At 65.5% G+C, this 14,309-nt stretch carries 15 protein-coding genes; 3 read left to right on the forward strand and 12 right to left on the reverse strand.

Annotated elements, in window-relative coordinates:
* Positions 1 to 42 precede the first annotated feature (42 nt).
* Positions 43 to 1,101 (forward strand): hypothetical protein, encoded by a 1,059-nt coding sequence (locus tag F753_RS27115; protein WP_162839967.1) that lies wholly within the window; start codon positions 43 to 45, stop codon positions 1,099 to 1,101.
* A 545-nt stretch (positions 1,102 to 1,646) separates the two neighbouring features.
* Here the strand turns inward: F753_RS27115 and F753_RS27120 are convergent.
* The 4 genes from F753_RS27120 to F753_RS27135 all read right to left on the reverse strand — a co-directional run bounded on the left by F753_RS27120 (position 1,647) and on the right by F753_RS27135 (position 5,670).
* Positions 1,647 to 3,662 carry a DNA topoisomerase III gene (locus F753_RS27120; RefSeq protein ID WP_023443922.1) on the reverse strand — a complete coding sequence of 672 codons (2,016 nt, stop codon included), beginning with the start codon at positions 3,660 to 3,662 and terminating at the stop codon, positions 1,647 to 1,649.
* A 294-nt stretch (positions 3,663 to 3,956) separates the two neighbouring features.
* Positions 3,957 to 4,340 carry a single-stranded DNA-binding protein gene (locus F753_RS27125; RefSeq protein ID WP_004362284.1) on the reverse strand — a complete coding sequence of 128 codons (384 nt, stop codon included), beginning with the start codon at positions 4,338 to 4,340 and terminating at the stop codon, positions 3,957 to 3,959.
* Complete coding sequence (locus F753_RS27130; protein WP_004362273.1) at positions 4,337 to 4,885, reverse strand: DUF3158 family protein; 549 nt, start codon at positions 4,883 to 4,885, stop codon at positions 4,337 to 4,339. The genes F753_RS27125 and F753_RS27130 overlap by 4 nt, the downstream gene beginning before the upstream one ends.
* Complete coding sequence (locus F753_RS27135) at positions 4,882 to 5,670, reverse strand: PFL_4669 family integrating conjugative element protein (RefSeq protein ID WP_023125206.1); 789 nt, start codon at positions 5,668 to 5,670, stop codon at positions 4,882 to 4,884. The genes F753_RS27130 and F753_RS27135 overlap by 4 nt, the downstream gene beginning before the upstream one ends.
* A 236-nt stretch (positions 5,671 to 5,906) precedes the next feature.
* Between F753_RS27135 and F753_RS27140 the strand changes: the two genes are divergently transcribed.
* Entirely contained in the window at positions 5,907 to 7,124 is a 1,218-nt protein-coding gene (locus F753_RS27140) for a phospholipase D family protein (protein ID WP_023443923.1), read from the forward strand.
* Positions 7,125 to 7,175: 51 nt separating this feature from the next.
* On the opposite strand, the gene F753_RS27145 is transcribed toward F753_RS27140, so the two are convergent.
* The 7 genes from F753_RS27145 to F753_RS27175 form a co-directional block, all read right to left on the reverse strand.
* The gene (locus F753_RS27145; protein ID WP_023125207.1) at positions 7,176 to 8,378 is read right to left on the reverse strand and encodes an STY4528 family pathogenicity island replication protein; all 1,203 of its coding nucleotides are present in this window, start codon (positions 8,376 to 8,378) and stop codon (positions 7,176 to 7,178) included.
* A gap of 3 nt (positions 8,379 to 8,381) precedes the next feature.
* Complete coding sequence (locus F753_RS27150) at positions 8,382 to 8,942, reverse strand: DUF2857 domain-containing protein (protein ID WP_010792177.1); 561 nt, start codon at positions 8,940 to 8,942, stop codon at positions 8,382 to 8,384.
* A 17-nt stretch (positions 8,943 to 8,959) separates the two neighbouring features.
* Positions 8,960 to 10,603, reverse strand: coding sequence for a ParB family protein (locus F753_RS27155; RefSeq protein WP_023125208.1), 1,644 nt, complete (start codon positions 10,601 to 10,603; stop codon positions 8,960 to 8,962).
* Positions 10,596 to 10,832: a hypothetical protein gene (locus tag F753_RS27160; protein ID WP_023443924.1), complete on the reverse strand. Its 237-nt coding sequence runs from the start codon at positions 10,830 to 10,832 to the stop codon at positions 10,596 to 10,598. The genes F753_RS27155 and F753_RS27160 overlap by 8 nt, the downstream gene beginning before the upstream one ends.
* Entirely contained in the window at positions 10,816 to 11,682 is an 867-nt protein-coding gene (locus F753_RS27165; RefSeq protein WP_023443925.1) for a ParA family protein, read from the reverse strand. The genes F753_RS27160 and F753_RS27165 overlap by 17 nt, the downstream gene beginning before the upstream one ends.
* Positions 11,683 to 11,722: 40 nt before the next feature.
* Positions 11,723 to 11,941, reverse strand: coding sequence for an AlpA family transcriptional regulator (locus F753_RS27170; RefSeq protein ID WP_004255100.1), 219 nt, complete (start codon positions 11,939 to 11,941; stop codon positions 11,723 to 11,725).
* A gap of 124 nt (positions 11,942 to 12,065) precedes the next feature.
* Entirely contained in the window at positions 12,066 to 12,821 is a 756-nt protein-coding gene (locus tag F753_RS27175; protein ID WP_023443926.1) for a hypothetical protein, read from the reverse strand.
* Positions 12,822 to 13,163: 342 nt separating this feature from the next.
* Between F753_RS27175 and F753_RS49455 the strand changes: the two genes are divergently transcribed.
* Entirely contained in the window at positions 13,164 to 13,406 is a 243-nt protein-coding gene (locus F753_RS49455) for a hypothetical protein (RefSeq protein ID WP_134586898.1), read from the forward strand.
* Here F753_RS49455 and F753_RS27180 read toward each other — a convergent pair.
* A complete protein-coding gene (locus tag F753_RS27180; protein ID WP_013721842.1) occupies positions 13,376 to 14,287 on the reverse strand; it encodes a LysR family transcriptional regulator in 912 nt (303 codons plus the stop codon). The genes F753_RS49455 and F753_RS27180 overlap by 31 nt on opposite strands.
* Positions 14,288 to 14,309 lie beyond the last annotated feature (22 nt).

The raw sequence follows: 14,309 nt of genomic DNA on the forward strand, positions 1-14,309 counted from the left end.
CGAGCGTTGCACCATTACGGCGATGGGGGCACATGGAGCGGAATGGACACAACGAGAGACTTCGACTTAGTGGAGCCGCTGATCGGCGAGACATGGGTGGTGGATGGGAAGGTGGCGGCCTCACCACCTGGCGAGATCGATGCGCTGTATATCCGGCCGATGCTGCACCAATGGGGATCGGTGCCATCGGGCTCGAAGGTGCTGCATTCACTGGTGCTCGACAACAATGTGCTGACCGACATGGTCGAAGGCCGTCGTTCGGCCAACACCGACTATCTGGAGAACCTTCTGCGCTCGAAGCCGTTGGAGCTGAACCCGGTGATGGCCATGCTCGAACAGCGGCAGAAGTTTGGAGGCGCCAGCCAGGCACTGCATGATTTTGCCGAGTTGCTGGGGCAGCGCTTTGGTGCCTGGGCGGCCAAGCAAAATGCCGGATACTTCGACAGGTTGCTGGAGGACGGCAAGCCTGAGCTTGCGCAGAACATAGCCCTGCTGTCGGGCTACCTGCCAGCCATTCTGTACATCTACCACCAGCCTGGCAGTGCGGAATCCAAGCTGGAGTGGTTGAGTGGCCTGATCCAGGCGGTGGATCTGCCATTCCTGCAATTGCCCTTCTATCTTGCTGCGTTGTTGTTTCTCGTGAAGGAACAACCTGCGCTGTTCCGCAACAAGGTCATCCGCAAGGTGAAGAGTGACACCAAGTTGATGGCCAGCCTTGAGGAGCAGAAGAAGGCGGTGCTGAATCTTGCGCACGATGTGATGCTGCCTGCGGTAGCGATTTTTCCTGCCGGTGTCGAGGGCACGATCGTGTTTCCATACATCGCCACCCGCGACTACTTGTTGCAGGATTTCCTGGGGGAAATCCGTTGCCGTGCCGTCGTGGCGATCCCAGGTGGTCGAGCCAATGGCGCTTGGGAGTTGAATCCAACCGGTCATATCCATGCGCGACTAGGCGAAGTCGTCGCCCGCTGTCTACCCAAACGCGCGGGGCCTGGAACTGTGGCGGAGCAGTCGGTGCGTCGCGCGAACCTGCGAGCGTTCTCGGACAGCTATCTGGCGAAATGCCTGCTGCTGAAGAAGCAGCCCGGCACGCTTGAGTGAAAGCTGGCAGGTCGGCAGATCTCCATGAGTCGTTGAGGTCATGGTGTTTCCTGTTCGGGTTTCGGGAAGGCTGGAAAAAGGCGCCGAAGACCTGCAGGTCTTCGGCTATCGAACAAGAAACCACCCGTGGGCTGGCACAGCGCCTGGCCGTCGTCGGAGCCGTCCGCTGTCGCAGCATTCACACCCGACCCGTGTCGTGGTTGGGGCCGAAATCCTTTGGCACGCATACGCGCACAAAGGGAGCCCGTTGTTCCGCCGGCGGGCACCGGCACGGAGTACCCTCGGCCCAAGGGGCCTCCTCACGGCTCGCGCGGCGGCAAGGCGTCAGGAAGCCCCTCGTGACCGAGGCAAGGCACACCGATCAAGGGAATGGCGGCGGGCGCGATTCGTGGGAGCAATGACCTTCTCGCCCCGTCGCCCGATGGCGGGCAGACGGGGCGCGCACACCGTTGCAGAAGGAGGCGCGCGCTTTGGAGTCCCGCGCGGTGCGGGACGTTTGCCTCGCCGCCAGTGAAGTGGCCGGCGCGGCAGGGGGAAAGCGAGGATCAGGACGCCTTGGAGGCAGCGCGCCGCTTGCGCGGTGCGCTGCGCCGGCCCGTCGGGGACTCGATCGGCAACGTACCCTTGCAGTCCGGGTAGCGCGAGCAGGACCAGAACGCGCCGCTCTTGCCCGTGCGCTGCTGCATCGGTGCGCCGCACTGCGGGCAGGCCGGCGCCGGCGGCAGCTTGAGCGAGAGCGTTGCGCCGCGGTACTGCTGCACGAGCTGGCCGACCCACACGGACTGCTTCTCGATGAAGGTGTCCAGCGCCATTTGGCCGGCCTCGATCATGTCGAGCGCCTGCTCCCACACCGCCGTGGTGCCGGGGTCGGCGATGGCCGAGGGCACCGCGTCGATGAGCGTGAATGCCGCGTCGGAAGCGCGGACGGCGCGGCCTTTCTTGACCAGGTAGCCGCGACCGATCAGACCGTTGATGATGTTGGCGCGTGTCGCCTCGGTGCCGATGCCGGTGGTATCTCGCAGCTTCTGTTTCAGGCGCGGGTCGGTCACGAACTTGGCGACGGTCTTCATGGCCTTGATCAGCTCGCCCTGCGTGTAGGGTTTGGGCGGCAGCGTCTTCAGCGCCTTGAGATCCACCTTTCCGACCGGGCAGGACAGGCCCGCATGCAGGGCGGGCAGCACCTGGCTGCGCTGCGCATCCTCGCCATCGGCATCGTCCGGCCCCGGCGTCGCCAGCACCTCACGCCAGCCGGTGACGGCGATCTGCTTGCCCACGGCCGCCAGCGACTGACTGCCGCACGAGAACTGCGCTACCGTCCGGTCGAACTCATGGTGCGGGAGGAACTGCGCGAGGTAATGGGCGCGGATCAGCCGGTAGACGGCCAGTTCCTTCTCGTTCATGGCCGACAGGTTGGCGGGCTCCAGCGTCGGGATGATGCCGTGGTGAGCCGACACCTTGCCGTCGTTCCATGCACCCGAGCGCTGTTGGCGATCCAGGCGGTCGATCAGCGGCCGCAGGCTGGGGTCGGTCTTGACCAGGCTGTCGAGTACGGTCGGCACCTCGGCCAGCATGCTCTCGGGTAGGTAGCCCGAATCCGAGCGCGGATACGTTGTCGCCTTGTGTGTCTCGTACAGCGCCTGGGCAATGTCCAGCGTCTCCTGCACGTCGAGGCCCAACTGCTTGGAGCACACCTCCTGCAGCGTGCCCAGGTCGAACGGCAGCGGCGGTGCCTCGCGCACGCGCTCGGTGTCCACCGACACGACCTGCGCATCGCGTGCCGCGCGAATGCGATCCGCAGCCTGCTGCGCCACCGGCTGCTGAAGGCAGCGACCCGCTGCATCCGTGCTGCCTTCGGGCGGTATCCAGCTCGCGGTGAAGGATTGGCCGGCATGGGATAGCAGCACATCCACGGCCCAATACGGCATGGAGACGAATCGCGCGATCTCGCGATCACGATCCACGACCAACTTCAGCGTCGGCGTCTGCACGCGCCCCACCGACAGCACGCCCGTATAGCCGGCCTGGCGCCCCAGCAGGGTGAACAAGCGGCTCAGGTTCATCCCGATCAGCCAGTCGGCACGCGAACGGGCGAGTGCGGAGAAATACAGCGGCAGCGTCTCGGCGGACGGTTTGAGCGCGCCCAGCGCCTTGCGGATCGACGAATCGTTGAGCGCCGACAGCCACAGGCGCTGAATCGGCCCGCGGTAGTCGCATAGGTCGATGATCTCGCGGGCGATCATCTCGCCCTCGCGGTCGGCGTCGGTCGCAATCACCAGCTCACCCGCCTTGGCGACGAGCTGCTGCACGACCTTGAATTGCGCTGCGGTCGCCGCCTTGGGCTCGACACGCCAACGCTCAGGAAGAATGGGCAGTTGCTCGATGGCCCAGCGCTTGTATTGCTCGCCGTAGCCTTCGGGCGGAACCGCCTCCACCAGATGACCGATGCACCAGGTCACGACGACACCCGCGCCGCTGTAGCAGCCGTTGCCGCGTTGAACGGCGCCCAGCACACGGGCGATGTCCTTGCCCTGGGACGGCTTCTCGCACAGGAACACGCGCATGAAGCCTCCTTGGAAATGTGCGGTTCATCGGATGGGCGTCAGCTTGGCGGCGCCAGGAGATGCCGACAGCAAGGAAGCCGATTGATGCAGACACCGCTTTGTGATCGGCAGGCGGGCCGTTGCCGCAGCGGTGCGCATGGACCGCAGGAGCTGGCGCAGCAAGAGCGTCGTTTGGGGAGGGTGGCTGGAACTCCGTGGACGACCTTGGAGCTATCCCCCGGGGATAGCTCGCTGGTGCATCGCGGGCGTATGACGGTTGCTACAGCCGCCCTCGGGGGAGCGGCGATGGGTGAACTACTGTCCTCCGGCCGGCTTAGCGCTCAGCGCCACCGACTCGATGCGGTACGGCAGGATGCCCACGCGCCGGGCCTCGACCTTGAAGGTCACCCGTTCGTTCTCGTCGGCGTCCTCCCATTCGTCGCGCACGGTGCGGCCCTCGACCAGCACCCGCATACCTTTCTGGTACAGCGTCTTCCAGTGCTCGGCGTCGCGGTGCCACAGCTCCACGGGCGCCCAAAAGCCGCCGCGATCTTCGTACTCGCCGTCCTTCTTCGGGATCGGGTTGTCGAAGTAGACGTTCAGGCGAAGCAGCCGGCGCGGCTCGTCGTTGCCGTTCGGAAATTCGCGGTAGTCCGGCGCAGAACCGATGTTGCCCTCGCCGACGAAGTGCGTGCTCATGGTGACTCCTTGGTGGTGGGTGGAACGGACGCGGTATGCCCGTGGACGCGCCGCAGGTAAGCCGCTTCGGCCTGCGCGGCCTTGTTGGCGCATTCCAGGGCTTGGCGAGCGATGCTGTGGGTCAGGCTGATCTGCATGTTCAGCACGATGCGCTGCAATTCGATCGCGTACAGCTCGTCGATCAGCGAGGCCGGCGTCGCGGGGTTGGCCAGCAGGGCCTCCCACAACGCCACGCCCATGGAGGAACGGTCGAGGTTGCGCCAGCGCAGGAAGGTCGTCCCTGCGCCAGTGGCCTGCTGGGCCAGTTGCACGTCGAGCAGACTGAATGGATAGGCGCGCGCCTGGGGCAGCACGCGCCGCTGCGCCAGGCCAATCACGTCGTCGCGCAGCGCTGCGCACTGGCTGGCCCAGGTCTCCAGACTCCCCTTACCCTTAAAAGGCTGTAAAAGGCCTTTTAGGTAGCCTGCGTGTTCCAGCCGCTGGAAGTCCGCCTGTTCCAGCGCCACGAAGCGCGTGGAGTGGCTGATAGGGGGTGATGCTGTCATGCGCCAACACCCTCATCGCCCGCGGCACCATCGGCTGCGCCACCCGTGGGAGCCTGCGCATCGGGCACGATGGCAGGCGCAGCAGGCGGCGTGCCGGGCTTGTTCGACCGCCGCGCGATGGGTGGCGCGAAGCGCGAGCGGCGCGCGCCTTCCAGCACGTCCTGCGGCAACTCGCCGAACTTCTCCAGCGCCGCTCGCGCCGCCGCGTTCTTCGCCGCGAAGTCGTCGCGCGTCGTGCCCGAGTAGCGGTACTGCTGGGCCAGCGAGAACAGGCTGCGCAGCGCGTGCGCGCCATCATTGAGCCAGCGCTCCAAGGTGCTGCGGTCGATCAGCGCCGTGTGGTGGGCCAGGATGAGCTTGCGTGCCAGGTCGTCGTAGTCGGCCAGCAGGTACACCGCCATGAAGCCGAGTTGTGCATTCACGAACAGCGGCAGCTTCACCGGCTGCACATTCATGTTCTCGCCCAGGGACAGCGCCGCTGGCACGTCGGCCAGGGCCTGATCCACCTGTTCGCGCAGGGTCTGCAAGCGGGTCTTGGTGTCGGCGAGCTTGTCCTCGATCCGCAACATCCACCAGTCCGAGTACGGGTCGTCCTGCTCGGCGCCGCGCTTCATCTTGTTCATGGCGCCGATGAAGCCGTTGAGACCGATGATGCCGGGGCGCCCCTCGGTCGGCGCGCGGCCGTGCCAGATGCGCGAAGCGTGGTGCGTGTGCAGCGTCAGCGACATCGCGCTGCGCAGCGATCCCAGATTCAGTTGCAGGGGTTCTGTGCGTTCGTTGGCCATGTGAGCGACTCGCGGTGAAGGGGCGAGTCGCCAGCATCGGCATCGGCCGGAAGGCTGTCAGTCAACAAACCGCAGCCCATGCGTGCCCGGATTGTTCCGCACGGAAGGCTGTGTGTGCCGGCTATCCCCTGGGGATAGGTCTTGAGCCCGCGATGCTTGATGTCTGGGCGTGAACCATGACAATGACTGGGGGTGCATCGCACCTGGGTTGCTGCGCAGAAGAACGAGGGGAAAACATGCAGGATGGGAAAGCCGTTCAGTTGCTGTTGAACGGGGAAGAGCACGGGCACGGCCACGTAGTCGAGAAGCTGCTGAAGCGGGCGGAACGCCTGGAATGCTTGGTGGCCTTCGCGAAGATCTCGGCCATCGGCGACTTGTTGAAGCCCTTGCGCAAGGCGCTGGAAGGGGGATTGAAGGCCAGGTTTGCGATAGGTCTGGACTTCTACCTGACCGAACCCGAAGCACTCCGACAGCTCTTTGCGCTCGCCGAGAAGCACGCGCTCGTCCTGTACCTCAGCAACGCCAGCGACACCTTCCACCCGAAGATCTACGCCTTCCAGAATGGCAAGCAATGCTCGGTGATCGTCGGCTCGGCCAACCTCACCCACGGAGGCTTCTACGGAAACTACGAGGCATCGGCCCTCATCGACGACGCGAGCGGCGCGCTGATGGCATCTGTCACGCGACACCTCGATGCGCTGGTCGCGGACAGGATTCTCGTGCCAGCGACCAAGCCCCGGATTGATGCCTACGAGCGGGAGTACATCATCCACGACACTTGCCGGAAGGTGGCCAAGAAGCGTGCGCAGAAGGCGAGCCGAACCGAGGGGCCGGACTTCACGATCCTGGCCGACCTCCTGGAGCTGATGAAAAGCGACGATTCAGCGCATGGATTCACCGCGCAGAAGACCGGCCGCAAGGGAAACCTGCGCCAGGCAAGGCGCAGGCTGGCAGAGCTGGCGGCCCTGAGCAGCAATGCCAGGCGGGACTTTCCGAGTAAGTACGACGCGCTGATCGGCCTGTTCCATTCCGGCGGGCTGCACCGCGGCAAGAGCCGGATCGCCAACCACCCAGGGCAGTTCGTGGCCGCAGTGGCGGACATCCTTGACCGGCGCAACCTCTCGCCTGCCGAAGCGTTTACCGTTCTACATCGACATTTCGGCGCCATCACCGGAGCAGGCATCAACCTGCTGACTGAGATTCTGCACGCGCTGGACAACAAGCGGTTCGCCGTGATGAACCAGAACGCGGTGTCGGGACTGGCGCTCGCCGGCATCCGGGACTACCCACTGCATCCAACCAAGCAGAACGTCAGTGCGGAAAGCTACGCAAGGTACTGCGGGCATGCCGATACGGTCAGACGATCGTTGGGCCTGGACGACTTCGCGGAGCTGGATGCACTGTTCAACTACGCCTATTGGCGGGAAACGGAAGAAGACGAAGCCGCGACCTGACTGGATCACCCCACGGAAGGCGACCTGTTCCGTCTATCCCCTGGGGATAGCTCAGGGATCGCGCAAGGCTGAACGCAGCCGTGCGAGGTAGGCGCGCGCCACCTCGGGGTCGGCTGGGCGGGAGGCCGAAGGCGACGACGATGACGCGGGCCCCGCAGCTCGCGGCGCGGGCGGCGCTCCTGCGTCGGTGCCCGCCCACGCCTTGAACTCCCCGCGGATCGCCTTCTGGATGATGCCAAACAGGTAGCCGGCCGGGTTGCGCACCGCGCTGTTGTGGCAGCGTGCCGCCCACTCGTCGAGAACGGCCTGCCGCTGCGCCTCGTCCACCTGCTGCAGCGCCACCAGCGCGCCGGCCTGCTGCTCGTCCTTCAAGCGCAGGAAACGCTCGGGCAGTCGCAGGTTCTGCAAGGCCCTCGCGCGCGGTACTGTACGTACTTCATTTATACGATCATTACGTACTGTACGGTCCTCCTTCGGAATCCGAAGAGAGCTGTCCGGCGCGGGTTTCGGCCCTGCTTCGGATTCCGAAGACGGGCGCGCAGCATTCCGAAGAAGGGCTTCCTGGCCTTCTTCGGATTCGTGGTCCGCACCCTCCTGTGGATAACCTGGCGTCGTCCAGCCATGCCGCGCCATGCGCTGCGCCAGCACTTGCAGACGGGTCGGCAGTGTGCGCCCGCTGAGCAGCGGGTCTTCGGCGATCTCCCGCAGCGTGTTCATGCCCACGACCTGCACCGCCTTCGCCGCGTGCGTGAGCGCCTGGCTCACCAGGCCCAGGTAGTCCGGGTCGAGCTGCATCGCCTCGAAGGGTGACAGCGGTTCGTCGTGCAGCACGTAGAGGTTGCCTTGGATACGGCCGGTCTTGGGATCGCGCCGCCGCCGCACCAGGCTGAGCCAGCGCGTCAGCCGCAGCAGCGTCAAGGCGCGCGCCACGGTCTCGTGCGAGGCTTGCGCCGCACAGGGCATGGACGCCAGATATGGGCGGAGCTGGTCGTAGGTGGGAAAGGCGGTCACGCCGTCGTCGTTGAGCTGCAGGCGGAACACCTGCCAGGCATTGCGCTCCAGCGGCGTCAGGCGCCGGTCGAGGAACAACGCGCGCGGCACGCTCTCGTGCCGGTTGCCGCTGTAGAGAAAGCCGTCCTGGCTCGGCGCCGTGCCCTGCGCCGGTTCCTTCGGCTCAAGGTGCCGCAGCGCCTCGTCGAACAACGCCGACAGCGCAACCGGGCCATCACGCCGTGGAGCGTCGCCCGTCGTCATGACCTACACCAGCCCCTGGTCGACCCAGTTCCGTATCGCCGACCAGATCACCGACATGGGCAGGGTCATGGCCTCGGCCAGGTCCATGGTCAGCGCCAGCATCGCCATGTCGTCGTTCAGTGCGATGTGCCGCTCCGTGATGCCGGCCTTCCAGCGTTCCCACAGGGCCACGTCCTGCGCCTCGTCGAGCACCGGATGCCGACCCTTACGCTTGGGCAGCCCGAGGATGTCGCGGCGCAGCGCCACTTCCTGATGCGTGAGGCCGTAGAACTTGCTGACCATCTCCGTGCTCGCCCCCAGGCGCAGCATGCGGTCCACCGTGGCGATCTCCCGCTCCACGTCGTGCACCTGGCTCAGCAGCCGCTTCAACACTTCCCGGTTCACCGACACCGAACACCACGACACCGTGGCATTCACCAGCATGCTCACGAGTTCTGGGTGCTTCAGCGCATCCAGCTCCTCCTCACCGAAGCCCATGGCCTTGCAGCGGCGCAACTGGCCGTTGCGCAGGTCATGCAGGGCCTGGGCGATCACGGCCTGGTTGAGCGGGTGCGGTGCCGACATACGGGAGCCTCCTGCGCTCAGGAATCCTGGCTCGCTACGCCGGCTTCCAGATCCAGCAGCCGGCGCGCCAGGCGCAGCAGACGGAACAGCTTTACCAGCCCGGCATCGCTCAGGCGCGTGACCAAGCCGCCGTGACCATGCAGCAGCGGCCCAAGGTCATCGGCCAGCCGCGCGCTGTCCAGCCCGGTCGCGGGTGCCGGCGCGGTGCTCAGCGCGTGCAGCAGGGTCAGCATCGCACGCGCGAACGCCGGGAGCGCCTTCGCCTGGCCCACGGCCGGCGTCACGCAGACGAAGCCGATGCCGCCATCGCTGGCTTCGATGTGGTCGCCCACCGCCGCTTCCCCCGCGATCTCGCGAGCGAACTGCGCGATATGCACGCGCAGGCGATCCGGCACGTCCAGGCCCGGCTCGATGTACCAGACATCCGAGATGGGAAAGAGCCCGCCAACCTGCACCGGGATCGCACGCAGCGCGTCGGCCTCGAAGTCGGGTAGCTTGTCGCCGAGCTGATCCGCGACCATCCTCTGGATGGACTGCAGGCGCTCGGTGGTTGGGGCCGGCGTCACGATGTGCCCCTGCAGGCGCTCGTCGCGCTGCCCGTCCCGGGCGTTTGGTGCAGCGGCAGGTGGTGCCGAGGGTGTCTCTGCCGGTGGCGCGACGGGCGAGGTGTCCCGTGGCGTTGGCGCCGCGGGCGACAGTTGCGGCGTGATGGCTGGCGCCGCAGGTGCGACAGGCGTTGCCGGGTTCGGCGCGGCCGGCTCGCTGGTCAATACTCGCTGACGGCTTTCGCTGTCATCGACCTCCAATGCCAGCGTGTCGTAGTCCGCTTCCAGCAGCTCGGCCATCTGACCCACCAGTTCGTCCTGCACGCGCTGGGGCGAGAAGCCCTCCGGCTGCGTGTCGAACTGCGACAGCACATCCTGAAACAGCGAAGCGAAGTCCACGGTCAGCGGCCGGCCCAGCGCACGCCGCTCCCAGGTGCGCTCGCACGCCTTGCGCAGCACTGCGAGCCGGTCCACCTGATGCCGGCCCAATCCGCCGTACAACAGCGTCGGGATCGCCGGCAGCAGATAGCGCACCGCATCGTTCATGCGGCTGATGTGTGACTGCGGCACCGGATAGCCGTCGGCCGTCAGTCGCCGCGCGAGTTCGCTTTGCGACAGCGCCTGGCCGCTTTCCTGCTCGTAGAACTCGCGCGCCTTCTCGATGCCCAAGGCCCGCTCGATAAAGGTCAGGCCGCCGCGCAGCTCGTTCTCGGCCAGATGCCCGGTCAGCGCCACGATTTCGCCGCGCGCCGGCCACGGGCGGAACAGGCACGCAATGCGGAAGAAGCGTTCCTCCTTGGTCTCGCTCCACAACTCGCGCAGGATCGCCAGCCGCGTGTTGCCGCCGTTGCGAATGATGTAGTGCGCCTCGCCCGGCCTGCGCGTGATCGCGGGGGGCGCGTCCAGCCCACGTTCGCGGATGGACGCCTTGATCTCCGCATAGGCCGGGTTGCGCGTCACGCGTGGGTCGTGGTCGTAGGGCCGCAACTGGTCCAGCGTCACCACCATCGGCGTGTCGGCGATGGGGTCGCTCAAGGTCGCGGCCGAAGGGCCGCTGCGCTCGAAGCCGGTGGCCAGCAGCTTGGCAGCCATGTCCTGCGGCGTCAGCTCAGCCACGGCCATTCTCCTGCGCTTGCCGGTCGGCGCGGCGAAGCTGTGAGTGGGCATTGCGGTCGGCACGGTGGTCGCTCGCCGTCGAGCTGGTGTAGATCGACGCGCAGCCTTGCTTCGTGAATTTCAGGTGCCCGCCGGACGTGCGAACCACGCGCCAGCCTTCGCCCAGCGCGAACTCGATCAGCGCGCGCAGCCGTTCGCGGCCGCGCGCCAGTTCATGCGCGCTCGCCATGGCCGGCCCCTCCCGCGTCGGCCCGACCGGTGACCAGCGCGAAGCGCTCCCGCCACACGGGGAACAGCTCGCCGGCCAGCGTGCGCATGGTCTCCAACGCCGCGGGCGCCGTGCGCCCAGCCGGCTGCCGGTACTCCACCCGGTGCACCGGCAATCCTCGTGTCGCAGCGCGCGGATAGGCTTCGATGGCCGGTACGTCGGTGCCCAGCACCTGCACGCCGGCCTGTTCCTGAAACACCTGTCGCAGCGCCTGCTGGACCAGCCGCGCATTCGACGACACAGGATGCACACGGTTGATGAGCAGACGCAGCGGCGGCGGCTCGATGCCCAGGTGCCGATACGGCGCGATGTCCTCGATCAGTTGCAGCGTGCCGCGCCGCAGCTCGCGCGCCGCGAGGATTTCCGGCGTCACCGGCGACAGCGCCAGGTCGGACGCCAGCACCGCCATCTCCAGCAGCACGCTGCGCGCGCCCTGGGTGTCGATCAGCAGCAAGTCGTAGTGCGTGCGGAAGACGGGAAGCAGATGGCGCAGTCGCAGGCGCCCATCCGGAGCGTGCAGCAGCAGCGTGTTCAGTTCGCCGCTGTCGTCGTTGGAGAGCACCAGGTCCAGGCCCGCGATCACGGTACGCGACACCAGTTGCTCGATGCGCCGCTCGTTGAAGGCCAGCATCTGGTAGATGCCGCCGGGCGCGCGAACGTCCAGCGTGAAGTAGCTCGACAGCGTGGGCTGCACGTCCAGGTCCAGCAGCAGCACGCGCAGCCCGGCATCGGCGATGAAGCCGCCCAGGTTGGCCGCCGTCGTGGTCTTGCCCACGCCGCCCTTGGTCGAAATGATGGACACCACCTGCATGGGCTTCTCCTCGTCGAATGGCATGAACCGAGAAGAAGCGTCAGGCGCGTTCTTTGAGGCGATCGGCGATCCACTGTTCGATCTCCACCGAGTCCCAGCCCACCGCGCGCACGCCCAGGCGCAGCGCCTTGGGGAACTTGCCTTCCTTCATGAGGCTGTAGATGTGCGCGCGCTTGAAGCCGGTCTTGGCTTCGACCTCGGCGCGGCGCAGGATGCGGTGCTCGGGCGGCAAGGCCGGCGCGATGGTCTGCGAAGACATGAGAGGCACTCCTTGACGCTCGATGGCGTTGTTCAGAAAGTGCCTCGCATTCCATATGCTGCTGCTGCGAGATTCACTGCAACTGCAGAACACGCAACTGCAATTGCAGTCTGCTGTTACAGGCTCAGCGCGATGCATCCAGGTGGCGACGCGCCTGTGCCAGCTTGCTCCACAGCGTTCGCTCGCTGATGCCGGGCCGCCCTTCATGGTGGGCCAGTAGCGCACTGATCACCGCATCCATGTTGCGGAAGGACGAGTAGGCAGAGCCCGCGGGGGACTTGCCCAACAGCAATGTCAGCAGGCCGCCAATGATGTTCAGGTAAGTCGATTCGCTGCGCAGGCCCGGTTCACTCGCATCGCCCTCACGAATGCTACTGGCATGCTCCTTCGCCAACGCTTCGTGCTGTGCCTTCAGCGCCGCATGTAGTTGTGCGAGTTCGGCAAGCTGCAGCTTGGCGGCCTCGCGATCGGCCAGCAACACGTTCAGCATGGCGACGCTCACCGAAGGATGCAGTTCGCGCTCGATGCCGTCGAACAGGAATGGAGGCCGCTCACCGGGGTAGTAATGCGACATCCACGCCTTCAGGTCGACGTGGCGCACGATCAACGCAGGATCGTCGAGTGCGGGGCGCTGAGGTTCCTGCGCCATGCCTGCCTTGCCGTAAGAAAGCTCATCGTGTGCCAATGCGTCGAAGATGCGCTCGGAGAAAAGGCGCAGCAAGGGCCAGCGCGGAAAGTCGTTCGGCTCAGGCATGGCACGTGGCCCGAGCGTTTCCAGAATCCGCGGCTCAAAGCGCAACAGTCCCGCCCAACGGACGGCCGCCTCGATCGGGCGGTAGTAGATCCTGGCGCCAAAGGCAAGGCAACTCGATTTCTCCATGTCGCGTGCGTCCCATCGTCGGATCGAACTCTGGCAGACGCGCACCGCCCAAGTGGGCGAGGCGATTGCCCAGAAATCCGGATGAAGCGCAGGACCGGCCGGGATCGTGGAAGGAAGCGTTGCATCGGCGCTGACGGCCGGCTAAGGGCGAACTACATCTTGCTACGCTTGAAACTCCTCAACCATGATGCGGGCGCTTTGCCTTTGGACCGGCACGCGGCTTGGTGGTCGCGCTCCCCTGGGGTCAAGCATGGGTGCCGCGCTTTACCCGAAACCTGGCCAAAGTTTTCCGTAGGAATTCCAACGGCGTAAAGTGCCAATGCGTCAACAGGATGAGCCGGTTTGCAACCAGCAAAAGCTCATGCGTTCCGCGTCAGTGAAATGACCGCGGCGGCGAGCCCGCAGGCGAGTGCCGGAGTACGGAAGGGCGCAGCAATTGCGTCGAAACTGGAATCAGTACAGCGCATGAGCCATGCAGATCGGGTCAGCCGCAAGACCAAAGATGAATCGCGCAATCCGAGAAAACTAGCCGCGCACCTTTCGATAGATCTGCGTCAGATCGCGCGTGATGTGCTTGCGTCCTGATGACATACACGTTCGGCGCGTTCGATGAACCGCTGCAACGGCTCCGTCATGCCACCCTCGGTTCGTAACAGATAGGTGGTTATCGATGCGCTCTGACCGGCCAACGGGCGGACAACAACATCCGCCGGCTGGCAAGTTGCCAAGTGCGCGGCAGTGGAAAAACTTAGCCCGTACCCTGCGGCCACCAACGTCAGCATCAGCCCGTGAGAAGCGGCATACTCAGCCACGATCGGTTGGACATCGACAGAGCGGAACAGTCGTTCGCTCTGCCGACCGCAACCTTGGCATGCCCGTGGATCACAAAGTACCAGCGGATAGCTCACCACTTCCTGCAACGGCACTTCCTTGAAGGCTACAAGCGGGTGCCGTGCGGGCAGGATCACTACCAAGGGGTCGGCCCACAGCGGCTCAGCAATGATCCCGTCCTCCACTTCATTGACCATTGCAAAGCCGGCGTCGAACAGATTTGCGTTCAGCCCCTGCACGAGTTCGGTCAGCGGTACTTCGGAGAGCCGGATGTTTACCTGCGGCGACTCTTCGCGGCACAGTGCAAGCAGTGCTGATAGCCTCGCCCGTCCTATGTCTCTCGACAGCGCGATTCGCAAAATGCCCTGAGAACCGGAGGCAGCAGCCTTCGCGCTGGCCACTGCCTGCTCAACGCTCAACATGATGCGGCGGGCGTCGTCGAGGAAGACTCGCCCTGCCCAAGTCAGGGTTGCGCCCCGCGGCGTGCGACTGAGCAACGTCACGCCTAGAGTTGTCTCCAACTTGCGGATCGTGCGTGATAGGGGAGATTGTTCTATATGCAGCCGCCTAGCGGCTCGACCGAAGTGCAGTTCCTCGGCTACAGCAATGAAACAGCGAAGATGACGTAAGTTCATGCGCAGTCCCTCGTGACGTGAC

The sequence above is a fragment of the Stutzerimonas chloritidismutans AW-1 genome, assembly GCF_000495915.1.
In the GTDB taxonomy this organism is placed as follows: Bacteria; Pseudomonadota; Gammaproteobacteria; order Pseudomonadales; family Pseudomonadaceae; genus Stutzerimonas; species Stutzerimonas chloritidismutans.